The sequence below is a fragment of the Micromonospora luteifusca genome (assembly GCF_016907275.1).
Taxonomy (GTDB): domain Bacteria; phylum Actinomycetota; class Actinomycetes; order Mycobacteriales; family Micromonosporaceae; genus Micromonospora; species Micromonospora luteifusca.
On record NZ_JAFBBP010000001.1, the window covers coordinates 6,283,333 to 6,309,092 of the forward strand.

Below are 25,760 nucleotides of genomic sequence, written 5' to 3' on the forward strand. Positions count from 1 at the left end.
CCCTAGCGCAACTCCACCAGACTGCGATGAAGCTGCAGCGCCGACTGTTGCAGGGACTCGGCCGTCGATTCGAGTGAACGCCACGCGGCGTGCGGCGCCAGCGCCCGAATGGAGAGTATCTTCGCGTCGACCTCGCCCGGACCGGACGCCCAGTGCTGAATGTAGGGAGCCACCCCGTCCAGACTGACCAGGAGCGCGATCGCGATCACGCCGGTCAGGGCGACATCCGTCCGCGCGGCCGAGCACGCATCGGGGACGGTCGACGCGGCGGCGTTGGCCACGGCGGTGCCCGCCGACTCGGCGCACACTCTGCTCGCCGCCTTCCGCGCCGCCGTCGCGGCCGCTTCGTCGAAGATGTTGCCCCGGTACTCGGCGATCGTCTTCTCAGCCTGGGCGGGAGTGCTTGCCAGCACTCCGACGAAGTTGCCCGCGGCCTCAGCCGTGGCGAGGTCGGTGATCGCCGGCAACCCTTCGAGTCTGGCCGCCAGTTCCTCGCCGACGCCGGGGACGAACCTCGTCCATCGCGGAGTCCAGGTGCGGACCAGCCAATCGAGCGCCAGATACGCGCGCCGACTCTCGTAGTCCGCCGAGGAATCGACCGGGCCGCCGAGGGCCGCCGAGATGCCCGCACGGCGACCGTCCGGCAGCACGCTCTCCAGTCCGGCCGACAAAACGTTGAGGAGCGCCGATGCCGACTCGGGGTGCCGGGGTGCCGGCGGTGCAGCGACCTGGTGGGTTGTCGCCGGTTGAGCGCTTCGCTTCTTGAAGAACGACACGTCTACCTCCCATATCCAGCGCGGGCGATCGTACGCAGGCGATCCTCGGCGGGACTGTCGGGCAGCTGACGTGCGGCTCGCTCTTGGCCGGGACGTCAACCAGTCGCCCGCACCGGCCATGGAGAGCGCACGTGGCGGCACGTCGAGAGCAGCCGTTGGGGGATAGCCAGCGCCCGACCGATGGCGTATAGACGGGCGTCGCCACCGGTCGGACCCGCCGTGCCGAACCGGCCCGCGCGCCGCTACCGACCTGTCGCGCGTCGTGCGTCGGCAGCGACCCGGACGTCACGGAAGTCGATGACTGCCTCGCGAGCCACCACGATCAGGGCGGCGAGGTCACCTTCCGCCAGCAGCAGGACATCGTCCAGCACGGCCGGCGGAACCTCCAACTCTCGTGGGCCGTAGCAGTCGTGCCAGGCCATATCCATCAGGTGCAGTAGGTCGAGCGCGGCTTCGACCTGCCGCCCGGCGAACAGCCCCTCGATGCGCGGCTTGCGTTCTGCACGGCGTTGCTCGCTGCCAAGTGCCACGGATACCCCGTTCGGACCACGTCTGCTGCCCGCTCCAGGCAACCGAATCATTGCCGTCGAGGTGGCGCGGTCGAGGAAACAAGGCCCGACATGGGTACGCCGCCGTTTGCGAGATTACACACGACAGTGTGCGGGCGTGTTCGAGCAAGCCCGTACCTGGCGGTAGAGTCGCCGGCGTGCTGCGGCGATGGACTTTTGCGATCCTGATGGCGGTGTGCGGCGTGCTGGTGGCGGTTTCGCAACTGGCCGACGGTCTACCTGTCGTCGGCGGCGTCGAGTTGCTGATCTTCTTGGCGCTGGCACTGCTGCTGTCGCCGTGGGCCTTCCCCCGCTCGGTGGAGGCTGCCGAAGCGCAGCGGGCCAGCGCGGCGGACGGCCGGCCGATCGTGTACTGGCGTCCTGGTTGTCGCTACTGCCTCCAGCTCCGGTTCTCCCTGGGTCGGCTCGCCCGGCGGGCGCACTGGGTAGACATCTGGCACGATCCGGCGGGTGCTGCCGCCGTCCGGGCGGTAGCCGACGGCAACGAGACGGTGCCCACCATCGTGCTCGCCGGTCAGGCCGTCGTGAACCCCGATCGGGCCTGGTTCCGCGAGCAGCTCCGCTCGTCCTGAGCACCGCCGCTGAACGCATCAGGTGGAAAGCGCGCCGGTCAGCCGCTCCCTCGTGCACGCGGATGTCATCCGCGCCCTGCCACATCGGTACCAGTACGTCGAGGTCCCGGTTCCACATGTCGACAATCTTCTCAGCGGACGGGCCCCGGAGCACCTTCACCACGAGCAGCGGTGCGGTCAGCTATGGGTGCGGGGGATGACGTCGCGTGGTGGTTGCGGCGGTGGCGGGCGCGTAGGAGGTGGTGCAGCACCATCAGGGGGACCACGCCGACCGGGTACCAGGCCAAGTCGACGGGGTCGAACTGCACACCCAGCGCCAGTCTCGCGGCCAGGCTCCGCGCCGACAACTCGGCCGGCACCCCGGTCAGCTGCGCGAGCTCCACTGTCCAGCAGAAGGCGGTGGCGACGGCCCCGGCCGACAGCGGCGCCATGCGCGGCCACAGGAACAGCACCGCGGTCCAGACCATCGACGCGTACAGCGCGGTGCCGGAGTACTGCCGCAGCGCACCGTCGTCGACGGCGCGGATCAGCAGCGCGAGGCCGAGGACCAGCAGCGCGGCCACCGGCATGAGCAGCCGCACCGTACGGGCCGTGAGCGGCACTCTCGCGATGGTGGTCACCGCAACAAGGTACGCGGGGAGGGGCTCAGGAGGGTTCGCCGGCGCGGTACACGGCGAGCGGCCGGCGCAGTACCGTGATGTCTCTCGTCGGGTCGCCGGCCACGACCAGCAGGTCGGCCTCGAATCCGGGACGGACACGGCCCTTGCGCTGCCCCAGGCCGCACACCTGCGCGCCGACCGAGGTGGCTGCGGTGAGAGCGGCGGTGGCGGGGATGCCGCACGCGACGTACTCGATGAGCGTCTCCGGCAGGATGCCGTGCGGCTTCGCGGGGCCGAGCCCCGCGTCCGAACCGGCCACCAGGCGGACCCCGGCCCGATGCAGGGTGGCGGCGCCGTCGCCTAGCGCAGCCTCGCTGAGCCCGGCCCGCGCCGCCATCGCCACCACCTCCGGCGGCGCGACCACGGCCGGGTCGGTGCCGAGGGTGGCACAGACCGCCACCCCGGCTGCGGCCAGGCGGTCCGCGAGCTCGTCGGGTACGTGGGCGCCGGCCGCCGTCACGCACGTGCAGTGCTCGATGCCGTCGACGCCGACGCGCAGTGCCTGCTCGACCGCGCTGAGCGCGTGGGCGTGCGCGGTCACCGGCAGGTCGAGATTGTGCGCCTGGGTCAGCGCGGCGATCAGCTCCTGGTCGGTGAACTGTGGCCGGGTGGTGTCGGTGCCGGGGGTGAACACGCCGCCGCTGGCCATGACCTTCACCAGGTCGGTGCCGGCCGCCGCCCGTCGGCGCACGGCCTCGCGGATCCCGTCGACACCGCTCGCCTCGCCACCCAACGACCAGCAGTGTCCGCCGACACTGGTGACCGGCGCGCCCGACCCCACCACCGTTGGTAGGCCGTCGGGCACCTCCCGGCCCCGCCAGCGGAGCACGGCGTCGCGGCGGTCGCCCAGGTCCCGGACGGTCGTGACGCCGGCCGCCAGGTGCGCGCGCAGTGACGCTTCGATGACCGTGTCGAGGTCCGTCTCGGGACGCTCAGCGAGCCGGCCGAGCGCGTCCGGCCCGGCATCGGCGCACAGGTGTACGTGCGCGTCGACCAAGCCGGGCAGCAGGGTGCCGTCCGGCTCTTCGCGTACCGGCCAGCCTTCCGGTGCCTCGGCCCGACCCTGGTGCACGTCGGCGATCCATCCGTCGTCCAGCAGGACCAGCACCCCGCCGTCCACGAGCCGCTCACCGTCGAACATCCGCGCCGCCCGGACAGCATGTTTCGTCATCGGCCCTCCCCGTCGAGTTGAACGGTATCGGCCGTACGCTCAGCGGCCAGGGGTTGCCGGGGCAACCGAAATGAATCTATGGTCGACGATGCTGGGTGAGAGGCGCTGCGACGGACCGGGTCCGCCACGCTCGCCCGGAGCATCCGACCCAAGGGCGCCTTCCTGCGATCAGGGAGGCCTGGTGCGTACATTCGCAACCACCTGGGGTGTCGGCGACTACCCCGCGATGGCCCGGCTGTTGATGCCGGCCGCCGAAGCCGTGGTGGCGGCGGCCGGGGTTCGGCCGGATGACCGGGTGCTCGATGTGGCCACCGGCACGGGCAACGCCGCGGTGCTGGCCGCCCGGTGCGGAGCGCGTACGACCGGGGTGGACCTTGAGCCCGCTTTGCTGGCGCTTGCCGGGCGCCGCGCCACGGATGCCGGCCTGACGGTCGATTGGCGACTCGGTGACGCGATCCGGTTGCCCCTGCCGGACGACTCGGCCGATGTGGTGTTGTCGGTGTTCGGCGTCATGTACGCGAGCGACCATGACGTGGCCGCGCGGGAGTTGAGCCGGGTGTGCGCTCCCGCCGGCCGGGTGGCGTTGGCCGCCTGGACGCCGGGCGACCTTCTGCCGGCCATGGGACAGGTTTTCGGCGGTTTTCTGCCACCTCCACCGCCCGGAAGCGTCCCGCCGAGCCGATGGGGCGACCGGAAGTCGGCCGGCCGGCTCCTGGAGGCGGCCGGACTGCACGTCGTTTCGACGGATGCCCACCGGTTGCACCTGACGTTTCCCGACGGCGACGCGGCGACCAGCCTGCTCATCGAGACCGCCGGGCACGTCGTCGCGGAACGGGACCGGCTCGTGGCGCAGGGCCGATGGGAGGTCATGTGCGCAGCCCTGCGCTCGTTCGTCGGCGAACGTGGGGTGACCGACGGCGACCTCTTCCGGCTGGAACTCGAGTATCTGGTCATGACAGCCAGGCCGGCGCTGGCGACGACGGCCTGACCGCCTTGTCGAGGTTCCTGATCAGTACGGGTATCCGGGAATGTTGAGTCGCACGCTGTACAGGCCGGAGTCGTTCCTCGGGCCCGAGGTGATGTAGAGGGTCTGCCGGTCGGGGCCGCCGAACGCCACGTTGGTCGTACCGGAGGTGCCGGCCCGGATGGTGCCGAGCTGGGTGCCCGCGGGGGAGTAGACGTGGACCAGGGCGTCTGAGCCCGACGCCCAGTACACGTTGCCGGCGCAGTCGATCGTGACGCCGTCTGGACCGCCGAGGTAGCTCACGAAGACGCTGCGGGCGCCGGTGCTGCCGTCGGGCTGGACGGCGTACTTGTAAATCCTGTTCTCGGAGTATGCGCCCACGTACAGCGCCGTTCCGTCCGGTGAGAGCGCGATGCCGTTGGGCTGGCGCAGCCGGTCGTCTACCAGCGACACCTGGCCGTTGGAAACGCGGAAGACACTGGTACGCCCGTTCATCTGGTCCGAGCGGTTGCCTCGCTGGAAGTTGGGGTCGGTGAAATAGGTAACGCCATCCGAGCGGACCGCGACGTCGTTGGGCGAGTTGAACGCCCGGCCCTGATAGTTCGCCGCGACGGTGCTGCGGGTCCGGTCGCTCAGCCGGTATGCGGAGAGGTTCCGCTGGTCGTGGGTGGCCGCGATGAGCTGCTGGGCGTCGGCGCTGAGCGCCAGACCGTTGCTGCCGGCGTTGGCGATGAACGTGTCGAAGGTCGCCGGTGGGGTGAACCGGCGGATCGTCGACGGTTGGACGTTGTACGGCCCGGAACCGGCGGCCATGTCTGACATCAGCAGATAGCCGCCGTCGGCGACCCAGACCGGCCCCTCCAGGAATGAGAATCCACTGTGGATCTTTGGGGCCACGACGGAACTGCTCGGCAGCGGTGGGCCGTATCCGGCCCCTGCCGGGCAGACGCCGGGCGGCGTGCCGGGCGGACCGGCGAGCGTCCCACCGGCCGTGGTCACTGCGGCGTGAGCGCTAACATGGACAGCGCGTGGGGTTTCTGGGGGCGTGGCGGCGGCACCGGTGGGGAATGTTGCGGTGCTGAACGCGAGGCACAGACCGGCCAGCGCGGCAGTTGTCGGACGCCAGGTCATCGGATGCTCCAATCGGCGTCGGCGGTGGTGAAGACCGGCGGTCGACGCGTTGTGCGTGATCGCGACGGCCGGCACGACGTGGGTGTGGGCCGCCGATGCGGTTATGCGGCAGCATAATGTCGAAAACTAGCGGGCCGCACCGGTTTCACCCCGATTATTTCGTCCAAGGATCGGGTCAGCATACAAAGACGCTGGTCAATGTGTTGGCGTCCGGAAAAATTGATTGAGGTTGGGGGGAAGCGCCTTGAGCCCGCCAGCCACCTGAAGGACGAGCTTGCCGGTGGTCGTACCGGACTCGATGCGGCGGTGGGCGTCGGCGGCCCGGTCGAGGGGGAGCGTCTCGACTCGTACTCGTAGGTCGCCCTTCGCCGCGGCGGCGACCGCGCGGCGCAGCGCCCGTCCCGCCTCGTGGGGGTACGCGGCGGCGAAGGCGGCGAGATTGAAACCGGAGACGGTCTTGTTGGTGAACCACAGTTCGTTCGCGGGGATCCCGACGTCGTCGCTGCCGGAGGCGTTGCCCATGACGACCAGGCGTCCCATCGGCGCCAGTAGGTCCAGGCTGGCCCGGCGGGTCACGCCGCCGACCATGTCGACCACGATGTCGAACTCACCGACATCGGCGAGCTGGTCGCGGGGGACCACCTCGTCGTAGCCGAAGCCCATCGCGGTTTCGATCTTGGCGGTGCTACCGACGGTGCCCACCACCCGGCCGGCGCCCAGCAGCCGCGCGACCTGGCCGAGTTGGCTGCCGACGCCCCCGGCGGCGGCGTGCACCAGCACCCGTTCGCCGGGCGCGATGCGGGCGACGCGGTCGAGCACCAGGAACGCGGTGGTGCTGTTGGACGGCAGGGCCGCCGCGAGGTCAAGCCCGAGATCCAGGCCGTCCAGTGGGGCGACCAGGTCGGCGGCGGTCACGGCCACCTCGGCGTAGCCGCCGCTGTTGACAATGGTGAGCGCCGCCACCGGCTGGCCCACCGCCACGCTGTCCACGCCCGCGCCGACGGCCCGAATCCGACCGGCGACCTCGATGCCGGGCACGAACGGCAGTCGTACGTCGACGACGCCGCGCCGGTAGAGGACCTCGGCGAAGTTGGCGCCCGCGTACGCCACGTCGATGCTCACCTCGCCCGGCCCAGGCTCGGGAACTGTCATCTCGTCGCGGCGAAGCACGTCGGCCGCACCGAAGCCGGGGATCGTCACTGCCGTCATCCGCATGGTGTCGCTGTTCATGACGACCATCCTGGGTTGCCGGTGCGGCACCAGACAGTGTCGGCTTATCCGGGGTGTGCCACCACCAGGCTGCGCTCGCGCATGAGCCGTTCCAACCGCTCCTCCGTGCCGCTGCCTGGACGCGGATTGTGCAGGATCAGGTGACTTCCGGGGTGGTCAGGCAACGGCAGCAGTGTGGCGTCGAACAGGAGCATGCCTGCCTCGGGGTGGTCGACCGCCTTGACCGCACTGGTGTGCTCGGCGACGTCGTGGCGCGCCCACAACTCGGCGAACTCCGGACTGACCGTGGCCAGGTCGGCGGCGATGCGCGCGAACTCCGGATCGTCCGGGTAACGCGCGGCGTCGGCGCGGAAGCCGGCGGCCACCTCGGGTGCCGTCTGCGTCCAGTGCCGGTGCACCACTCGGTAGCGGTTGTTGGTGAAGAAGGAGACCAGGCAGTTGTGGTCGGTCTCGCCGTAGCCGAACACCGCCCGGGCCGCGTCGTTCACCGCCGTGAAGTTCCAGTGTCGGTCGCGGACGTAGGCCGGGCGAGGCGACCAGGCGCAGAGCAGCCGTCGCAGCTCGGGCGACGCGGGCACCGCCGGCGTGGGCGGTGCCTCGGGCGGATTGAGTCCAGCCAGACGGTAGAGGTGCGCGCGCTCGATTGCCTCCAGCCGCAGCGTGCGCCCGATCGCGTCGAGGACGTCCTCGGACACGTTGATGTCACGGCCCTGTTCCAGCCAGGTGTACCAGGACACCCCGACGCCGGCCAGCACCGCGACCTCCTCCCGGCGCAACCCCGGCGTGCGCCGCCGGCCGCCACTGGGCATACCGACGTCGGCGGGCGAGACCCGCTCTCGGCGACTACGCAGGAAGTCGCGCAGTTCGGCCCGGCGGTGGTCGGCGGACGCGGAGGCACTGGCCATGGCCGCAATCCTACGGACCGCTGGTTGCCTGGCCAGGAGTGGTGCGTGCCACGGCGGACGGCGCTTTCGAAGACGTCAGATCAGGGCGGCGGCGAGAGTGCGGAAGGCGTCGGCGGGGAATGTCGTGGCGTCGCCGCCGTTGAGTACCTGGATCGCCACCTCGTCCGCGCCGGCCTGGTAGTGCTGCTCCAGCCCGGCCGCGACCTGCTCGACCGTGCCCCAGGGGATCAGAGCGTCGACGAGGCGGTCGCTGCCGCCCGCGACCAAGTCCTCGTCGGTCCAACCGAACCGCCGCAGGTTGTTGGTGTAGTTCGGCAGTGCCAGGTATCCGCTCGCGTACTGCCGCGCGGTGGCGCGCGCGGTGGTGGCGTTCGCGTCGAGGACCACCGCGACCTCGGTAGCGAGCAACCGGTCCGGCCCGATTGCCGCCCGGGCCTCGGCGGTGTGCTCGGCAGGGACGAAGTACGGGTGCGCTCCGGCTGAACGGTCGCGGGCGAGTTCGAGCATCCGCGGGCCGAGTGCGGCCAGGATCCGCCGCTCGGGAGGAAGGCCGGCCGCGTCGAGACCGTCCAGATACTCCACCATCTTCGAGTACGGCTTGCGGTAGTCGGTGCCGCTGCCTTCCAGCAGCACCGCGTGGCTGGCACCGAGGCCGAGCAGGAATCGGCCGGGATGAGCCCGCTCCGCGTCCTGTGCGAACGCGGCCACCTGAGGGGGCGACGAGTGCCAGATGCTCACGATCCCCGACGCGACCCCGATGTGCCTGGTCCCGTCCAGGATCTCCCGGAAGCGTGGGGCGACGTTGTCGCCGAAACCGCCCGAGAACCAGAGCCGGGAGTAGCCAAGTTCCTCCAACTCGGTCGCGGCATCGATGGCCGCGCCCTGACTCTCGCTACTGAGGAAGAACGGTTGCCATACGCTGACGAGTCGTTGTGCCATACCGGAACACTACGACCAACGGCTCCGGTACGAGCGCAACCCGGGTGACTACCAGTGCCCCCGGTCGGACCGGTCCGCCATGTCCTCCGCGACTGCCTTAGAGCAGCCGTTTCAGGGCGAGAGACAGGCCAACGCCCCTGGCGTGGACGAGGAGTCTTCTGCCGGGCTCGCGATCACCCCACGTCTTCGTGCCGCGGCCGTGCGTGCCGTGCTCGGCGTACGTCTTCTCAAAGTCGAACGACCTCAACTGCGAGTCACCGACGTCAACGACGGAATGGGAGTGTTTGACGAAGGCACTCGTCACGCCCCGCTCAACGTGCATGACCTCCTCCTCCCAGAGGACGACATGCTTCAGGGCGCCGTCCGGCAGGAGGAGGAAGGTGTGTTGTTCGTAGGTGATCTCCTGGTGCGTGCCGCCGCGCAGCCGGGTGTTCCGTTCGATGTGGTAGTTACGGCGGTCGAGTGCCCAGTGGCCGCCGACGACGCCGATCCGCCTCGTGACCGGCTGCTGCTGGGAGGTCAGCTCCCTACGCGTGAACAGCCCGAACGGGCCGGACTTGCGCACACGCTCCTTCTCGACGGTCTGATACTCCGTCGTCGTGTAGCTGATGGAGCCCTCCTGCGGCTTGCGTGTATCCCGCGCCACCCGCTTGGCATAGGCGCGCAGTCGGGGCCAGTCCGCCACGCTCGCCTCGTACGCCTGCCGATCCGGCATGATGCCTCCCCCAACGCTCCAGCCGCATCGAGAACGTGGTGCCACCGATCCCACCCATGTCTCAGAAGGTCAGGACGTTGCACCGGACCGCCTCACCGAGAGTGACCACGCTGTCGACGACGCGCTGAAGCAGCTAATCAAGCGAGCCCGGCGAGCGGAGCCCTTCCATCAGCTCCAACTTCTGACCACAGCGACCGGGCAGAACGGCGTTATATTCACATCCGTCGACGATCGGTCAGCTCAGGGCAGCCAAAGTCATCCTCTCGGCTTGATCAACGACCTCGTCCAACCGCCCGCCCGTTGCGGGATCGCGCATGCCTCGACCTGGTCGCACGCCTAGAGGTGACGTCCGTCCGGGGCAGGTCCAACGCCGACGCGGTCGTGTTCCGCTGTCGTCGGGATGGCCGGGTGGTTCACCAGGAGGCGCAGGGCCTGCTCAGAGCGGGATCCGCCTTCGGCGGTGTACAGCCCGAGGACTTGCTCTGAATCGGCGGCGTGGGCGAACGCCTCGTAGTTGAGAATCAACTCGCCGACGACCGGGTGGTGGAAGCGTTGGGCACCGTAGGTGTGTCGATGCACGTCGTGGTCGGCCCACCAGCGGCGGAAATCCGGGTCACGTTCCGACAACTCGTGGACCAGTTCGGCGAGTTGGGCGTCGTCCGGATTGCGCCCCGCGTAGAGATGCAGGCTGGCGACGGCACTGCGGGCGACTTCCGGCCAGTCGAGGTAGAGCTGCCGCGCCGCGTCGTCCAGGAAGAGGAACCTGGCGAGATTGCGACGTCGGGGCGGTAGCGCGTCGAAATCGGTGAAGAGGGCACGGGCCAGCGCGTTGGTGGCCAATACGTCGCAGCGGCGCCCGATCACGAGCGCAGGCACCTCGAGTGCGTCGAGGGTGTGCCGCAGGCTGGGTCGCACGCGCTGCGCCGGCATCAGTTGGTGCCCGGATGGCGACCGTCGAAATCTCGCCAGCGCGAGGAGGTGGCTGCGTTCGGTCTCGTCCAGTTGTAGAGCGCGGGCCACGGCCTTGAGCACCGACTCGGAGACGTTCAGGTTATGACCGCGCTCCAGCTGGATGTAGTAATCGGTGCTCACCCCGGCAAGGCGGGCCACCTCCTCACGGCGTAGCCCTGGCACTCGGCGGGTGCCCGGCCGCGCGGACAGTCCCGCCTGCTCGGGCGCGAGCCGTGCCCGCCGTGCCCACAGAAACGCCCGAAGGTCCGCATTGCCACCGCTCATGACCTCCAGACTATTCCGCCTGGGCCTTTGCAACCCGTCGTGAGGGGGTCCACTGGTACCTCCCGCATTGCGGGAAATGAGCCCGCTGCGGTGCTTGACTGGGCTGAGGCCTTCAAAGCAGTGGAGAGCACACCATGAAACGCAGAATCCTCGGTGGCACGGGCATGTCGGTGAGCGGATTCGCGCTCGGCGCCATGATGCTCGGCGCGATGGGTAACACCGATCACGACGAATCAGTGGGTTTGATTCATACCGCGCTGGACGCGGGCATCAACTTCATCGACACCGCGGACGTCTATTCCGCGGGCGAGAGCGAGGAGATCGTCGGCAAGGCGCTGAAGGGGCGGCGTGACGAGGTCGTCCTCGCTACCAAATTCGCGCTGCCGATGGGATCGGACACCAACCACCGAGGTGGCTCCCGCCGGTGGATCATGCAGGCGGTGGAAGGGAGTCTGCGCCGCCTCGGTACCGACTACATCGATCTCTACCAGATGCACCGGTGGGATCCGGACACCGACCCCGACGAGACGCTTTCGGCGCTGTCGGACCTGATCCGGGCCGGCAAGGTGCGCACGATCGGCTCGTCACTGTTCCACCCGGAGCAGATCGTCGAGGCGCAGTGGGTCGCCGAGCGGCGTAACCACCAGCGCTTCCGGTCCGAGCAGCCGCCGTACAACATCCTGTTGCGCGGCATCGAGGCCACGACACTGCCCACCGCCCAGCGGTACGGGATGGGTGTGCTGACCTTCGGCCCGCTCGGCTCCGGCTGGCTCTCCGGCCGGGCCGACCCGACAGCGGGTCACCGTAACGCGGGAGCCGCGACGCGGCTGTTCGACCAGACCGAACCGGGAAACCAGGCGAAGGCGGAGGCCGTCGGGAAGCTCACCGAGTTGGCGGCCGAAGCGGGCCTGAAGATGTCCCATCTGGCCGTCGCCTTTGTGCTGACCCACCCGGCGATCACCTCGGTCCTCATCGGTCCTCGCACCCCGGCGCAGCTCACCGATCTGCTCGCCGGCGCCGACATCGAACTCAGCGACGACGTGCTGGACCGGATCGACGAGATCGTTCCGCCCGGGGTGAACCTCAACCAGCAGGACATCCTCTTCCTGCCCACCACTCTCGGGGACAAGCACGCCCGCCGTCGTCCTCGCTGACGCCACCGACCTAGCGTCAGGCTCTGCGAGAGAGCCGTCGTGAGGTCCGCCGGTACAGGTCCTGCAGGAGAACCAGAACCTGTACCGGCGGACCGATCTGAGCCAATCGGGTCACATGACTGACCCGCGATTCCGCCCGGACCAGGTGGGCGCCTACTTCGTGCGGATCGTGATCGTCGCCTTGCGGTAGTTGTTGCGCCTGTCGTTCTTCGTCGGGTCGTAGTTCTGCTCGATGTTGCCCGCCGCGTCGACCGAGAACCAGTGGAACGTCGTCGTCTCGGTCAGGTGGAACACCTCGCCCGGCTCCCGGAACTCGGTCGCTTCGTAACGCGGCGACTGGAGGGTCGGCCGGCTGCCGTCCGTCGTGTAGTAGATGGTGGCCGGCTCGTTCGTCTCGAAGCGCACGTCGACGGGCTTGGAGTATTTCCCGCCGCCGGGAACGAGCTTGGACGTCGGGTCCTTCTTGTCCTTGCCCCAGTCCGCCGCGACCCGGAACATCTCCATGATTCCGTTGGCGTACTCCATCGTCTCGGCGTGGCCGCTGACGAGGTTCGGATCGCCCTCCCACACCGGCTGGAACGATCCGCCCTGCCAGTTGCCGGTGGCCGGGTTGTAGACCGAGCCGCCGACCTCCCAACCGAAGGCGTAGACCCCATAGGTGTGGTACAGGTCCTCGCGCACGTTACCCGCGGAGGAGTAGAGGACATCCGATGAGCCGCCGACGTTCTCCGGCGTGACGACGGTTTCCCGGTGCGCCTTGACCTGCGACAGGATCCTGCCGGCCGACTGCCAGTAGAACGCCTCGTCTCCCAGCGGCGGGCGCGGCGTGGTGATCCGCCCGTCCGCGATGTAGGCACCGGGCTGCCAGAACAGTTGGCCGCCGTTGGAGTGCACCGACATCATGAACTTGATGTTCGAGTACTTCTCGACCAGCCAGATGATGTTCTTCGACTCGGGCTCGGACAGCTCTTCCGGGCCCTGGTAGGTGTCGCTGACACAGCTGGTCGACGCACCCGAGTAGCCGTCGTGACCCGACCCGACCCGGTAGTTCCGGTTCAGGTCGACGCCCCAGGAGTTACGCCGGGCCGGATCGGCGTTCGCATCCGGGCAGTGGTTCGTCATGTTCCGGCGCTGCGAGGCGAAGTTGTAGAAGCTGTAGTTCGCCCCATCGGGGTTGTTGGACAGGATGAAGAAGACGTCGGTGCTCTCGACGATCTTCTTGGTTTCCTTGTCCGTCTTGTAGTTGTGCACCAGACGCTCGGCCGACTCCAGTGAGGTCGTCGCGGGCACCCACTCGCGGGCGTGGTCCTGTGCCTGGATCAGTACGCCGGGGTTCCTGCCGTCGCGGTACTTACCGATCCGCAGGACGGGGATCGTGACCGGCCCACGCGGCACCTCACCCTCCGGTGCGCCGACGCGCTTCTGGTCGAGGAAGTCGGTCAGCGCGACCGGGCCGGACGTCGGCGCGACGATGCCGGTGCCCGCGTTGGTCCGGTACGGGTGCGCCCGGTCGATGAGGCCCTGGGACTGGGCCTCCAACGCCGCCGCCACCTCGGTAGCCGTACTCGCGACACCTGCGGAGGCGTCCTTCGCGAGGAGGACGCGGATCGCCTTGCCCGCCACCTCGACGCTGAGCGGGAGGTTCGCCTCTGGCCGCTCCACGAACTCGACGGTGATGTCGTTGCCACCCTCATGGCCCCACGCCGCCGAGCTGACGACAACCGCGGACGGCCCGGTGCCACCGATCGTGGCCTGTGCCTTGCGCTGGTAGCCGTTCGTCTGGTTCGGCAGGTAGACGATCTCAGCGATGTCCGGGTACTGCTGGGCGATCTCCTTGGCGCGGCTGTAGAGCTGCTGCGGGTTGCGGTAACCGTCGACGAAGTCGGACTGGTAACCCAGATTCTCCGTCAGCGGCGGCGGAGCATCCTCCAGCCAGTCGGAGACGTCGCCGGTGGTGACGCCGCCGGTCGAGCTCGTGACCCGGATCTGGTTCGGGCGCGCGTCGAGCTTGAACAGGTTCCGGTGGAACATGTACTGCCCGGAGTCGACGAACCGGCTCATCGTCCGGGCGAAGCCGAACGAGGTGCGCGGGCCCGAGTTGTTCTCGAGCTGCATCGTGACGATCGGGTCCGCCTGCTGCCCTTCGGTGGTGCGCGCCTCGACGTAGAGGAAACCCTGACCCTTCGTGGTGAACCAGTCGGCGCGGACGATCCGTACCGTCGCCTCGTGGCCGTGCGGCTGGTCAGCCTGCGTACGGAGGGCCTGGATGCCGCCGTCGGCCTCTGCACTCCAGGCGAAGCCCTCGTTGTCGCCGAGGATGTCGACGCCCATCGCCTCAAGTTCGGCGGTCTGCGCGGCGGTCACCACCGCCTCGCCCTCGATGCCGTTGGGCACGCGCCGGAGGCCGTGCTCGAGGTCGAAGCCGGCGGCGACGACCTTGTCCAGCATGTCGGCACCGGTCAGTTGGATGCGTACGAGACGTACCGATTCCTGGACCTCGAGTGGAGATCGCCCCGAATCCGCCATGGCTGTGGACGCCGCGGGATCCGCGCCTACGGGCGCGGGCACGGTGAGGACGCTCGCTACCAGGGCGGGCAGCGTGAGAAGCGCGATGCGCAGTCGTGTGCGTTGCATGCTTCCCTCCTTCTGTTTGCGGCCTGTGGTTGATGCCGTGGCCGGCCCACGAGCGGACCGGACCGATCCATTCGGACGGACATGCTGAGGTCGCCCACGGTGAGCCTGGTAACGACGGCGGTCGTCGTCGTAGGAGGCGCGTGCGGGCTGCGGGCGAGCTCGGAGCGGTGAGTGTATGTGAATTCGTCGCTCCGACGGGACCGGGTGAGCCCGATCTTGAGCATTCCTTGAGGTAGTCGCTTGAGAGCGTTCCTGGGCGGGGTCAGTGCGTGAGGACCAGCTGTCCGAGTTCCTGGGTGCATCGGGTGAGCGCGACGTAGAGGCCGTTCCAGCCGCGCGGTTCGGCCGCGATGCCCTGCGGGTCGATGAGGAGCGTGGCGTCCCACTCCAGTCCCTTGGACTGGGTCGCGGTGAGCACCGGCACGTCACTCAGCACGGGTAGGACTCCGGCGATGCGCTCGGCGGGGGCGATGACGCCGACCATGCCACCATGCCACCGTTGCTGCAGCAGTCGCAGAGCTCGGGCGGCGGCGTCGGCAAGCTCGGCGGGCGTGACCGTGAGCTCCCAGGGAGCGATGCCGGCGGAACGTACCGCCCGTGGCGGTGCGTTGTGGCTGCCAGCCTTCTTCAGCACCGGTTCGGTGAGGTCCATGACCTCACGCGGGGTCCGGTAGCAGATGGTCAGTTCCGCGGCGGTCCAGCGATCTCCGAAAACGGCCCGCACCGCCTGTGCCCAGCTGGTGTGCCGGTGCGCCGCCTCCGCCTGGTCGATGTCGCCCACGGCCGTGATGGAGCGGCTGGGACAGCGCCGTAGGACCATCTGCCACTGCATCTCGGACAGCTCCTGCGCCTCATCGATGACGACGTGGCCGTACACCCAGCTGCGTTGCCGGCGAGCGTGGTCGGCGACGAACCCGCCCTGTGGTTGCGGGGCTTCGCCGTCGCCCAGCAGGTCGGCGAGAGCGTCGAGCAGGGGGATGTCGCTCGATGCCCACGGGGCAGGCTCGGCCGAGACGGCGGTGATCTCCTCCGGGGAGAGCCGCGGGGCGAACTGGGCCAGCAGGGTGCGGTCGGTCAGGAAACCAGACAGCAGGGCTTCGGCGTCGAGGGTGGGCCACCATGCCTCGATGAACCGGGCGATGGTGGCGTTCTCGGCGATGCGAGAACGAAGATCCGCGATCTCGTCCTCGGAGAGCAGCCCGTCGACATCACTGCCGGAGGATGCGCTGCCGACGTGGTGGTCGTGTTGCATGCCCTTGTCGACGCGGGCGAGGATGTCCTCGAAGCCCTCCTCCATCTCGTCCATCAGCGCTTTGCGCTGCTCGACGACGGCTTCGGCGAGGAGGTGGTGCAGTTGTTCGGCGAACGCCGTACGGGCGCGATGGTACGGGCGTCCCTGCACCGCCGAGGTGAGTGCCTGGGCCACTGTTGCCGCCGGAATGACGTGGAATTCGCCCTCCCAGCGCAGCTTCAGCTCGCGGGGCCGGGGCAGCAGCGACGTGACGTAGTTTTCGAGCGCGTGTTGCCAGAGGGCGCGGCCCTTGATCTCGGCGACGAACCGGCTCTCGTCGCGGCCCACCCGAACATTGGTCAGCAGGGTGTCGCAGGTCGCCGAGACGACGGCGGTCTCACCGAGCGCGGGCAGCACCTGGGCGATGTACTGCAGGAACCGCGGCGACGGGCCGAGGACCAGGACCGCCTGGTCGGCCATCTTCCGGTGGGTGAACAGCAGGTAGGCGACGCGGTGCAGAGCGACCACGGTCTTGCCGGTGCCGGGACCGCCCTGAACGATCAGCGGGCCGGTCGCCTCGGCCCGGATGATGTCGTCCTGTTCGCGTTGCAGGGTGGAGATCGCCGTCGACATGTGGCCGGTGCGCCGCTGGTCGAGGGCGGCCAGCAGAGCGCCCTCACCGACGAGTTCCGCCGTCATGGTTCCGTCCAGTGGCTCGTCGTCCACGCCGACGACGGCCGCTCCCGTCGTGCGGATGTGGCGGCGCCGTGCCTGGCCCTGTGGGTCGACAGCCGTCGCGGTGTAGAACGGCCGAGCCGCGGGAGCGCGCCAGTCCAACAGCAGTGGTTCACTGTCCTCGCTGTCGTCGCGGAGACCGACCCGGCCCACGTGTCGCACGGTGCCGTCGAGGCCGTCGAGGCGGCCGAAGACCAGCCCTTCCCGTGCTCGCCGCAGTTCCTCGTACTGCTGGCGGAGCATGCGCTGCCGGGCCTGTTCCACCGCGTCCAGGGCCTCTGTGGAAAGCTCGGCCTGTAGATGGTCGACCAGCCTGTCGCGTCGGGCCGTGGCGGCGTCGAGAAACTCCTGTTCCTCGGCGACCGCGGATCGCCGCGCGACGCCCTCCACGGTGGAGGTCGTCGGCCCGCCGTGTGTCGCTACGTCGCCGACGTGCGCGGTGCCGTTGTCCAGAGCAGAATTCCGGCGCATTCGCAAATCCTTGTATTCGTGCTTTCCCTTGGCCCGGACGAGCCGCAGTGCAATCCGGCGGCAAGCCTAGAGTTGGTTCTCCTCGGCGGCCAGGAAATCTGTCGGCAGAGATGCGACTCTCAATGCCTTGCGGCTTTGGGCGGTGTGTGGCCTCACCCAATCGTGATTCCCGTGTCGACTCGGTGTTCAAGCCGCGCGATTGTCCGTCGACGATCGATCGGGTGCGGCGCCTGGCGGTTCAGCGAGGTAGCGGAGGCAGCGCCGGGTTGTCGAGCCAGGCGGCGAACAGGTCGTCCAGGGGCTCGCGGGCGAAGCGCTGGGCGTGCGACCGGAACTGCTCGGTCGTCACGGTCGCGTGCCGGTGCTCGGCAACCCAGGCCCGCAGGAGCGCGAAGAACGCCTCGTCGCCGATCCTCTTCCGCACGGCGTGCACCGTGAGGGCACCACGCTTGTAGACCAGCGGGTCGAACATCCGGTCGACACCGGGATTCGCGACGATGACGTCCCTGGGGCGAGCCGCGATCCACGAGTACCAGTGCGCGGCCAGAGCATCTGCCGGCAGATCGCCGCAGATGCCGGACCACAGCCATTCGGCGTACGTGCCGAAGCCCTCGTTGAGCCAGATGTGCCGCCAGTCCGCCACGGTGAGGCTGTTGCCGAACCACTGGTGGGCCAGTTCGTGCACGACAAGCCGCTCGTGCGTGCGCCGCCCGTCGACGTGGTTCCTGCCGAAGACGGCCATGCCCTGCGCCTCGACCGGATCGTCAAGGTCGTCGTCGGCGACCACGACGACGTACTCCCGGAACGGGTACGGCCCGAAGAGCCGCTGCAGCGCCGACATGATCTCACCGTGCCGACCGAAGTCGTGGGCGACGTCCCCGCGCAGTGCGGGCGGGAGCGCGATGCGCTGCACCACCGGGCCGACGGCCAGGTCCACCAACTCGTAGCGTCCGACCTGGACGCTCATCAGGTACGGCGAGGTGGGCTCGCGCCGCTCGTACACCCAGGTCGTGCTGCCCGCGCCCCGCCGCCGGAGAACGGGGTCACCGGTCACCAGGACGGTGTACGGGGAGGAGGTCGTGACCGCCACCCGGAAGGTGGCCTTGGCGCTGGGCTGGTCGTCGCAGGGGAACCACGACGGTGACCCGTTCGGCTGGCTGGCCACGAGCACCCCGTCGGTGAGCTCCTCCCACCCGAGGTTGCCCCAACGGCCGGAGATGGGGACCGGCTTGCCCGCGTACCGGATGGCCACCCGAAAGGTGTCCCCGACGCCGATCGGTCGCTCGGGTTTGATCTGCAGCTTGTCCGGCCGGTGGCTGTATTTTGCCGGGCGCCCGTCCACCCGGACGTCCTGTACGCGGAACTGACCGAGGTCGAGGGTGAACCGCGACAACGGCTGTCCGGCCACCGCGGTGATGTCCGCCCGGCCGGCCAGCCGGTTCGACACGACCCGGTAGTCGAGGTCGAGGTCGTAGTGCAGCACCCGGTAGCCGCCGTTGCCGTGCTCCGGCAGGTACGAGTCGCCCGAGCGGTCGGCACCGGGTGTGGCATCGCGCGACACCGATTCCTTCGGAGTCACGCCGGGACGCCCTCGCCTGCGACGCCGCGAGAACGTTCCGGCGTGTGCCGGCCGGTGTGGCCGGTCATGCTGGCCGCGCGGCCGGCGCCGGCCAGGTCGCGATCGGGTTGCCCCGCCACCGGCTGTCGGACGGGACGGCGTCGCCCCGGGTCACCAGCGAACCGGGCCCGACGGTGGTCCGCGCACCGATGCTCGCGCCGGGCAGAACGATGCCGTGCGGGCCCAGCGCGGCTCCCGCGCCGAGCGTCACCTCATCCATGCTCATGACACGATCATGGAACAGGTGGGTCTGCACCACACAACCGCGGTTCACCGTGGCACCGTCGCCGAGCCGCACCAGGTCGTACTCCGGCAGCCAGTACGTCTCCAGCCAGACGCCCCGGCCGATCTTCGCGCCGAGCGTGCGCAGCCATGCCGTGAGCAGCGGGGTGCCGGTCGCGAAGCGGACCAACCACGGCGCGGCGAGCACCTCGACGAACGTGTCGGCGAGCTCGTTGCGCCACACGAAGGAGGTCCACAGCGCGCGTTCGGTGACCCGGAACCGCCCCACCAGCAGCCACTTGGCAGCCGTCGCGATGGCGGCCGCGACGAGCGCCGCACCCAGCAGCACCGGCCCGGAGGCGAGCACGGCCGCGCCCCACCCGGCGGTCCGCCACAGGGCCGCGAGTACAGCCAGGACGCCGACCGCCAAGGCGGCGGCGAACATCACCGGGACGATCCGGCACAGCTCAATCGCCGCCCGGGCCAGCTTCAGCCGGACCGGCGGGTCGAAGGTTCGGCTGGTGTCCGCGGCTTCCACGGTACGGCGCAGGGGCATCGGCGGTGCGCCGAGCCACGACGAGTCCTTCTTCGCCTTACGCGGCGCCGACGACAGCACGCCGACAAGCCCACGCTTGGGCACCGACCTGCCGGGTGCCGCCATCCCGGAGTTGCCGAGGAACGCCTGTTTGCCGATGCGGGCCGGAGCGACGCGCAACCACCCGTGGCTCAGCTCGTACGTGGCGACCAGGGTGTCGTCGGCGAGGAAGGCCCCGTCGTCGACCGTGGTCATCGTGGGCAGCGCGAGCACCGTCGACGCCTCCACCCCGCGCCCCACCCTGGCACCCAGCAGCCGCAACCACACCGGTGTGAAGAGGCTGGCGTAGAGCGGGAACAACCCGACCCGGGCCATCCCCATCAGCCGCTCGGTCGTCCAGACCTGCCACGCCACCCGCCCCTGCACCGGGTGGTACCCGGCGCGCAGACCGATGCTGAGCGCCCGGACCGCCCCGAGCACCAGCAGCGCGTAACCCACGACATAGGCGACGGTCGCCACCGCGACAGCGGCCAGCACCGCGCCGACCGTCGGTCGGACGACGAGCGTCCAGCCCAGCAGGGCCAGCGCCGGCAGTGCCGCGACGACCGGCACCAGCCCCAGCAACTGGGCGGTCATCCCATAGGCGACGGGCCAGAGGCGTGCCCGCATCCGCGATCGCGGCGGACGCTGCCCGGGCCAGCCGGCCGAATCCTTGGCCGCGGCGGGTGCGGCCGGCGACCCGGCCCAACGTTGGCTCGCCGGTACGGCGCCGGCCACCGTCGAGCCAGCGGCGATGCGCGCGCCCTTGCCGATCCGGGCGCCCGGCATCAGGGTGCTGCGGGATCCGACCCGGGCGCCGGCGCCGACGCGTACCTTGCCGATGCGGACGACATCGCCGTCGACCCAGTGGCCGGACAGATCGACCTCCGGCTCGATCGCCGCGCCACGGCCGATCTTGAGCAGGCCGGTGACCGGCGGCGCGGAGTGCAGGTCGACGTCGTCGCCGATCTGCGCGCCCAGCGCCCTGGCGTAGGTGATCATCCAGGATGCTCCGGCGACACTGGTGGCGCCGGTCAGCTCGGCGAGCCGTTCGGCGGCCCACAGCCGCAGGTGCACGCTGCCCCCACGCGGGTAGCTGCCGGGGCGTACCCCGCGGAGCAGCAGTCGCGCTCCACCGGCGGCCAGGGCGATCCGGCCGAGCGGGCTGAACAGCAGAAGCCAGCCCAGCGCCACCCACCACCAGGACACGGCCGGCGCCCAGGGTGCCGGAGCGACCAGGGCGAGGAGGTTGCCGAGGGCCGCCAGGACGGTCAACCAGCGGAGCCCGACCAGCGCGAGCATCGGCACCATCAACAGGGCCTGGATGAGCCCGGCACGTCGCGGCGTCGGCCGGACCTCCCGGCGAACCTCCGCCGTGCTGTCCAGCGCGTCGAGCACGACCGCGAGCTGCCACAGTCTCGGGTGCAGGTAGATGTCGGCCACCGAGACCCGCGGGTGCCGGCGTCGGATCCACGCCACCAGTTGCGCCGCGTTCAGGCTGCCGCCGCCATTGTTGAAGAAGTCCGCGTCCGCCTCGGTGGGACGTACCCCCAGCACATCGGCCCAGCCGCCGGCGAGCCAATCCTCGGTCGCGGTCAGCTCACCCGTCGCGTCCTCGTCGGTGGCCAGCGGCCAGGGCAGCGCGGCCCGGTCCACCTTGCCGGACGTCCGGGTGGGCAGCGCGTCCACCACGGCCAGCATCGGTACGAGCGCCGCCGGCAGTTGCGCACGGATCCGCAGCGCCGCCGCAGCGGTGTCGAACGCGACGCCGTCGTGCGGGACCACGTACCCCACGAGCAGCTGGTTACCCGCAGCGGTCCGTTGCACCGCGGCGGCAGCACCGGCGACTCCCGGCAGAGCCTGCAGCGCGGCGTCGATCTCACCCAGCTCGATCCGGCGTCCACCGAGCTTGACCTGTTCGTCGCCGCGACCGACGAACACGAGCCCCTCGGGCTCCGCCCGGACGATGTCCCCGCTGCGGTAGGCCCGCTGCCAGCCGAGCGCCGGCAGCGTGGCGAACTTTTCGGCGTCCTTGTCCGGGTCCAGGTAGCGGGCGAGTCCCACCCCACCGATCACCAGCTCGCCGGTCTCGCCCATCCCGACCGGAACGCCGGAGCCGTCGACCACCGCGAGCTCCCAGCCGGCCAGCGGCAACCCGATGCGTACCGGCCCAACGCCGGTCATCCGCGCCGCGCAGGCGACCACGGTCGCCTCCGTCGGCCCGTAGGTGTTCCACACCTCGCGACCCTCGACGGCCAGGCGCTGCGCGAGCTCCGGCGGGCAGGCCTCCCCGCCGAAGATCAGCAGCCGGACCTCCTCCAGTGCCTCGACCGGCCACAGCGCGGCGAGCGTCGGCACGGTCGACACCACGGAGATGCGCTGCTCGGCCAACCACGGACCGAGGTCGACGCCGCTGCGGACGAGCGACCGCGCGGCCGGCACCAGACAGGCGCCGTGCCGCCATGCCAACCACATCTCCTCGCACGACGCGTCGAACGCCACCGACAGCCCGGCCAGGACCCGGTCCTGCGGGCCGATCGCCTCACTGGCCTCGCTGGCGAGGAACAACCGCGCCTCGGCGTCCACGAACGCCGCCGCCGCGCCGTGGCTGACCGCGACGCCCTTCGGGGTGCCCGTCGAGCCGGAGGTGAAGATGATCCAGGCGTCGTCGTCCGGGCCGGGCCGGCCGGTCCGGGCCGCAGGGGTACCCCGGAGCGACACCGTCAGCCCGTCACCGAGCACCGCGGCGACGCCCGCCTCGGCGAAGACGAGTTCGGCGCGTTCCTCAGGATCGTCCGCGTCGACCGGCACGTAGGCCGCGCCCGCCGCCAGTACACCGAGGATCGCCAGGTACAGCTCGGCCGTACCCGAGGAAATCCGTACGCCCACCCGGTCGCCGCGGCCGATCCCGTGCCGGGCGAGCGACAGCCGTACGGCCTCGACCTCGTCGGCCAGTTCGCGGTACGTCAGGGCCGTGGCACCGTCGTCGAGAGCATCGGCCGCAGGGTGTGCGCGCACGGTCTCGTCGAGAATGTCGACAAGTGTGCGGCGGACCGGGGCCGAGGAGGAACGGTAGACGGCGGCGGACGCCAGTGCGGTGACGAGCGGCGGAAGCGCGCGGGGCTGAGGAACACTCGTCACGGTCACCGGGCGTGCACCATCTTCACCTCACGGGTCAGCGTCAACCAGGCGTGCGGCATGCGGACCCGCCCTGGGCAGCCCTCAACGCTACGTCGCACCATCGACAAAAAGACGGCACAGCAGCGGATTCGTGGCCACCACCACAACGAATCGCTGGGGAATACCGGTCGGCTGTGGCCTAACGCCGACTGGCCGACACCGACGCCGCCGCCCGTCCACCCGAACGTCCAGGCTCATCTCCTCAGTGAGCCGAGGCCCCGACACCGAGGGCGGCGAGGTCTCGTCGGCCCTCGGCGGCACGATCGGGTAACAGCAGGAGCGTGCAGGCTCGCTCGAAGCGGGCGCCGATGCGTTCCCAACCCGCCACGGAGGCGGTGAGGGCGGCGGCGTCGCCGTACAGGCGGCCTCGGGCGCGGGCAGTGCAGGCGGCGGCCCACGCGCTCTCGTGCCGCTCGGCGGCCGACAGCAGGTCCGCTGCGTCGGGGAGTTCGGCGACGACGGCCAGTTCGGCGCCCACCGCCCGCGAGTAGGGCGGAGACCAACTGCGGATGCCGTTGAACGTCAGGCGGACAAGCGCCGCGGCGTCCTCGACCCGCCCGGTGTGCACGGCGAGCCGCGCGTCGACCATCGACACGAACGTGGAGTGCGGGGGTAGCTCCCCGATGACCTCGATCGCCCGGGAACGCCACAGCGCGTACCCCTCGTCGTCGCCGCGCAGCCCAAGGACGAGGGCGACCGCGGCCATCGGCGGCGACATCGTGCCGGTACGCGGCCGGCCGGCCCGCCGCCAACCCTCCCACGCGGTACCCGCCATCCGCAGCGCCTCGTCGAAGCGTCCGCTGAGCACCAGCGGCGTGATCAGGAGGGCGGCCGAGTAGTAGGAGCTGCCGGCGAGATCGTCGTCCATGGTCCGCCGGCCGATCGACAGGGCGGCCGGCAGGTCACCGACGCCGAGGGCAGCCAGGTGGGCCATCAGGTACGTGTCGACGATCTCCGGGGCGGCGTTCGGGTCGTGCCGGGACATCGCGGGCAGCAGGGCCAACCGTTCGTCCATGATCCGGCGAAGGTCCGCGCCCCGCCCGGCCACGATGTCGGCCGTGGCCACCGTGTCCAGAGCCGCGCTGATCAGCACCGGATCACCCGTGGCCCGGGCGGCTGCCACGGCCGCCGCGGCGAGCGCCGGGTCGGCCTCGTACCTGTCGGAGGTCGCGGCCCAGGCCACCGCCTCGGCGAGGCGGGCCGCCACCACGGCGTCACTCGACCCGTCCGCTGCCGACACCGCCTCGTCGAGGAGGTCACGCAGGCGTTCGTGCGGAACCTCGGCGGCGAACCCGGCCGGGTGCCGCCGCGCGGTGGTGACCGCCTGTGCCAGCGCGATGGCCGTGACTCCACGATTCCCGGCCACCCGCGCCGATTGCGCGGCGGAGAGCAGCAGGTCGAAGGGCCGCTGACCGTCGTCGCCGATCGCATGGGAAACGGCGGAGGCCGCGCGCAGGTCCGCCGCGGCCTCGCCCGGAGCGGGAGCCCGAACGGCCGCGGTCCGGTAGTGACCGAGCGATTCCATCAGGAACCGCCGTGTGTAGGCGAGGTGTGCCAGTGCCCGGGCCAGCCGGTGCGGCAGCTCACCCGGGCCGTCGGGCGTGACCGCGAGGGCGGCTCGCAGATCGTCGGCGACGCCGTCGAACTCGTCGTACCACTCGTCGCCGTCCAGCCTCGTCTCCAGCTCCGAGGCGACCTCCGCCGCCCAGCGCAGGTGCCGGTCCTGGATCTCCGGCCGCTCGCCCGACACGTCGAGCTGTTCGATGGCGAACGCGCGCACCGTCTGCAGCAGCCGCCACCGGGCCGCTCCGCCCCAACGGTGCACGCTGACCAGGCTCTTGTCCGCCAGTCTGCCGAGCACGTCCGCAACCGCACCGCGGGTGCTCCCGGCAGGGTTCACCCCGGCGACGGCGGTGAGGTCGAACGCCCCGGCGAAGACGGCGAGCCGCCGGAACAGTGCCTTCTCCTCGTCATCGAGCAGGTCGTGGCTCCAGCCGATGACCGCGCGCAGCGAGCGGTGCCGCTCGTCCACACCCCGACCGCCGGCCACCAGCCTTAGCTGGTCGTCGAGCGCGGCTATCAACCCGTCCTCGCCCAGGGTGGCACTGCGGGCGGCGGCCAACTCGATCGCCAGCGGCATACCGTCCAGTCGCGCGCACAGCTCGGCGACCACCACGGGGTCCGCCCCGAAACCGGGGTTCGCGGCGGTAGCGCGATCGATGAAGAGTCGCTCGGCGTCGGACTCCAGCGGCAGCGGGCCCAGCGGTACGGCACGCTCACCGCGTACGCCGAGGCGTTCCCTGCTGGTGGCGAGGATGTGGGTGCCCGGGCAGGCGGCCAGCACCCGCTCCGCGAACGGTGCCACCACGTCGATCACATGCTCGCAGTTGTCCAGCACCAGCAGCGATCGACTCTCGCCGAGCCGCTCCACCACTGCGTCCTCCAGCGACTGCTGGGGGCGCTCGCTGACGCCGAGCGCGCTGGCCACGGCCTGTGCGACGTACCCGCCACGCGCCGGGACGAGGTCGACGAACGCCCCGCCGGCGGGGAAGGAGGGCCCCGCCGCCCCGGCGATCTGGCCCGCCAGCCGAGTCTTCCCCATCCCGCCTGGTCCCACCACGGTCACGAGTCGGGCGGAGCGCAGCGTCTCCATCAGGTGCTCGCGCTCGGCGCTCCTGCCGACGAACGTGGTGAGCGCCGATGGAAGGCCGGCCAGCCGTCCAGGTAGCGGCGCCCCCGCCTGCACCTGTACGGCGAGCTCGCCGAGCGCCCTCCGGTCGGCGACGCCGTACTTGCGCAGCAGCGAGGAGACGTGGTTCTCCACGGTCCGCACGGAGATGTGCAGCCTGCCGGCGATGTCGGCGTTGGACAGGCGCGCGCCGAGCATGACGAGCACCTCGATCTCCCGCTTCGACGCTCCGGCGGGATGGGGGACGTCCATCGCGCCATCATGCCTGACAGTCGATCATTGGTGGGTAGTCCAATGAGTGGTGGACTGCGTGGTCGTCACCGATGCCCCTCGTACCCCTCGTGCCGCAGGATCCATCTGAGCCACCGAGACCATTGGGAGACAC

General features: G+C 70.3%; 18 protein-coding genes. 3 read left to right on the plus strand and 15 right to left on the minus strand.

The window, feature by feature from the left end:
* Positions 1-2 precede the first annotated feature (2 nt).
* Both JOD64_RS28375 and JOD64_RS28380 read right to left on the minus strand, forming a co-directional pair.
* Entirely contained in the window at positions 3-650 is a 648-nt protein-coding gene (locus JOD64_RS28375) for a hypothetical protein (protein ID WP_204945055.1), read from the minus strand.
* A gap of 368 nt (positions 651-1,018) precedes the next feature.
* A complete protein-coding gene (locus tag JOD64_RS28380; protein ID WP_204945056.1) occupies positions 1,019-1,306 on the minus strand; it encodes a hypothetical protein in 288 nt (95 codons plus the stop codon).
* Between the two features lie 176 nt (positions 1,307-1,482).
* Here JOD64_RS28380 and JOD64_RS28385 point away from each other — a divergent pair, with 176 nt between their 5' ends.
* Entirely contained in the window at positions 1,483-1,917 is a 435-nt protein-coding gene (locus JOD64_RS28385; RefSeq protein WP_204945057.1) for a glutaredoxin domain-containing protein, read from the plus strand.
* Positions 1,918-2,048: 131 nt separating this feature from the next.
* Here JOD64_RS28385 and JOD64_RS28390 read toward each other — a convergent pair whose 3' ends face one another.
* Together JOD64_RS28390 and JOD64_RS28395 are read right to left on the minus strand one after the other, a co-directional pair.
* On the minus strand, positions 2,049-2,537 hold the full coding sequence (locus tag JOD64_RS28390; protein WP_307813746.1) for a ribosomal maturation YjgA family protein: 489 nt from the start codon (positions 2,535-2,537) through the stop codon (positions 2,049-2,051).
* 25 nt (positions 2,538-2,562) lie between these two features.
* A complete protein-coding gene (locus JOD64_RS28395) occupies positions 2,563-3,747 on the minus strand; it encodes an amidohydrolase family protein (protein ID WP_204945058.1) in 1,185 nt (394 codons plus the stop codon).
* Between the two features lie 181 nt (positions 3,748-3,928).
* Here JOD64_RS28395 and JOD64_RS28400 point away from each other — a divergent pair, with 181 nt between their 5' ends.
* The gene (locus JOD64_RS28400) at positions 3,929-4,735 is read left to right on the plus strand and encodes a class I SAM-dependent methyltransferase (RefSeq protein WP_204945059.1); all 807 of its coding nucleotides are present in this window, start codon (positions 3,929-3,931) and stop codon (positions 4,733-4,735) included.
* Between the two features lie 21 nt (positions 4,736-4,756).
* Here JOD64_RS28400 and JOD64_RS28405 read toward each other — a convergent pair whose 3' ends face one another.
* The 6 genes from JOD64_RS28405 to JOD64_RS28430 all read right to left on the minus strand — a co-directional run bounded on the left by JOD64_RS28405 (position 4,757) and on the right by JOD64_RS28430 (position 10,867).
* A complete protein-coding gene (locus JOD64_RS28405; protein WP_307813748.1) occupies positions 4,757-5,608 on the minus strand; it encodes an SMP-30/gluconolactonase/LRE family protein in 852 nt (283 codons plus the stop codon).
* Between the two features lie 429 nt (positions 5,609-6,037).
* Complete coding sequence (locus JOD64_RS28410; RefSeq protein WP_204945060.1) at positions 6,038-7,072, minus strand: quinone oxidoreductase family protein; 1,035 nt, start codon at positions 7,070-7,072, stop codon at positions 6,038-6,040.
* A 44-nt stretch (positions 7,073-7,116) separates the two neighbouring features.
* Positions 7,117-7,977, minus strand: a complete 861-nt coding sequence (locus JOD64_RS28415) for a helix-turn-helix transcriptional regulator (RefSeq protein WP_204945061.1) — start codon at positions 7,975-7,977, stop codon at positions 7,117-7,119.
* A gap of 75 nt (positions 7,978-8,052) precedes the next feature.
* The gene (locus JOD64_RS28420) at positions 8,053-8,916 is read right to left on the minus strand and encodes a TIGR03620 family F420-dependent LLM class oxidoreductase (protein WP_204945062.1); all 864 of its coding nucleotides are present in this window, start codon (positions 8,914-8,916) and stop codon (positions 8,053-8,055) included.
* 97 nt (positions 8,917-9,013) lie between these two features.
* A complete protein-coding gene (locus JOD64_RS28425) occupies positions 9,014-9,631 on the minus strand; it encodes a hypothetical protein (protein WP_204945063.1) in 618 nt (205 codons plus the stop codon).
* Between the two features lie 336 nt (positions 9,632-9,967).
* Positions 9,968-10,867: a helix-turn-helix domain-containing protein gene (locus JOD64_RS28430; protein WP_204945064.1), complete on the minus strand. Its 900-nt coding sequence runs from the start codon at positions 10,865-10,867 to the stop codon at positions 9,968-9,970.
* A 134-nt stretch (positions 10,868-11,001) separates the two neighbouring features.
* Here JOD64_RS28430 and JOD64_RS28435 point away from each other — a divergent pair, with 134 nt between their 5' ends.
* Positions 11,002-12,021 carry an aldo/keto reductase gene (locus JOD64_RS28435; protein WP_204945065.1) on the plus strand — a complete coding sequence of 340 codons (1,020 nt, stop codon included), beginning with the start codon at positions 11,002-11,004 and terminating at the stop codon, positions 12,019-12,021.
* Positions 12,022-12,174: 153 nt separating this feature from the next.
* On the opposite strand, the gene JOD64_RS28440 is transcribed toward JOD64_RS28435, so the two are convergent.
* The 5 genes from JOD64_RS28440 to JOD64_RS28460 all read right to left on the minus strand — a co-directional run bounded on the left by JOD64_RS28440 (position 12,175) and on the right by JOD64_RS28460 (position 25,627).
* Entirely contained in the window at positions 12,175-14,655 is a 2,481-nt protein-coding gene (locus JOD64_RS28440) for a M14 family zinc carboxypeptidase (RefSeq protein WP_204945066.1), read from the minus strand.
* Positions 14,656-14,917: 262 nt separating this feature from the next.
* Positions 14,918-17,092, minus strand: a complete 2,175-nt coding sequence (locus tag JOD64_RS28445) for a HelD family protein (RefSeq protein WP_204945067.1) — start codon at positions 17,090-17,092, stop codon at positions 14,918-14,920.
* A gap of 238 nt (positions 17,093-17,330) precedes the next feature.
* A complete protein-coding gene (locus JOD64_RS28450) occupies positions 17,331-18,671 on the minus strand; it encodes a M1 family metallopeptidase (protein WP_204945068.1) in 1,341 nt (446 codons plus the stop codon).
* 64 nt (positions 18,672-18,735) lie between these two features.
* Complete coding sequence (locus JOD64_RS28455) at positions 18,736-22,647, minus strand: Pls/PosA family non-ribosomal peptide synthetase (protein WP_372434258.1); 3,912 nt, start codon at positions 22,645-22,647, stop codon at positions 18,736-18,738.
* Between the two features lie 241 nt (positions 22,648-22,888).
* Positions 22,889-25,627: an ATP-binding protein gene (locus JOD64_RS28460; RefSeq protein WP_204945070.1), complete on the minus strand. Its 2,739-nt coding sequence runs from the start codon at positions 25,625-25,627 to the stop codon at positions 22,889-22,891.
* Positions 25,628-25,760 lie beyond the last annotated feature (133 nt).

What these genes read in the sequence shown, in the direction of transcription:
- JOD64_RS28415 (WP_204945061.1), bottom strand. Translation starts at nt 7,977, where the DNA reads ATGGCCAGTGCCTCCGCGTCCGCCGACCACCGCCGGGCCGAACTGCGC.
- JOD64_RS28430 (WP_204945064.1), bottom strand. Translation starts at nt 10,867, where the DNA reads ATGAGCGGTGGCAATGCGGACCTTCGGGCGTTTCTGTGGGCACGGCGG.
- JOD64_RS28460 (WP_204945070.1), bottom strand. Translation starts at nt 25,627, where the DNA reads ATGGACGTCCCCCATCCCGCCGGAGCGTCGAAGCGGGAGATCGAGGTG.
- JOD64_RS28425 (WP_204945063.1), bottom strand. Translation starts at nt 9,631, where the DNA reads ATGCCGGATCGGCAGGCGTACGAGGCGAGCGTGGCGGACTGGCCCCGA.
- JOD64_RS28395 (WP_204945058.1), bottom strand. Translation starts at nt 3,747, where the DNA reads ATGACGAAACATGCTGTCCGGGCGGCGCGGATGTTCGACGGTGAGCGG.
- JOD64_RS28410 (WP_204945060.1), bottom strand. Translation starts at nt 7,072, where the DNA reads ATGAACAGCGACACCATGCGGATGACGGCAGTGACGATCCCCGGCTTC.
- JOD64_RS28445 (WP_204945067.1), bottom strand. Translation starts at nt 17,092, where the DNA reads ATGCGCCGGAATTCTGCTCTGGACAACGGCACCGCGCACGTCGGCGAC.
- JOD64_RS28440 (WP_204945066.1), bottom strand. Translation starts at nt 14,655, where the DNA reads ATGCAACGCACACGACTGCGCATCGCGCTTCTCACGCTGCCCGCCCTG.
- JOD64_RS28435 (WP_204945065.1), top strand. Translation starts at nt 11,002, where the DNA reads ATGAAACGCAGAATCCTCGGTGGCACGGGCATGTCGGTGAGCGGATTC.
- JOD64_RS28420 (WP_204945062.1), bottom strand. Translation starts at nt 8,916, where the DNA reads ATGGCACAACGACTCGTCAGCGTATGGCAACCGTTCTTCCTCAGTAGC.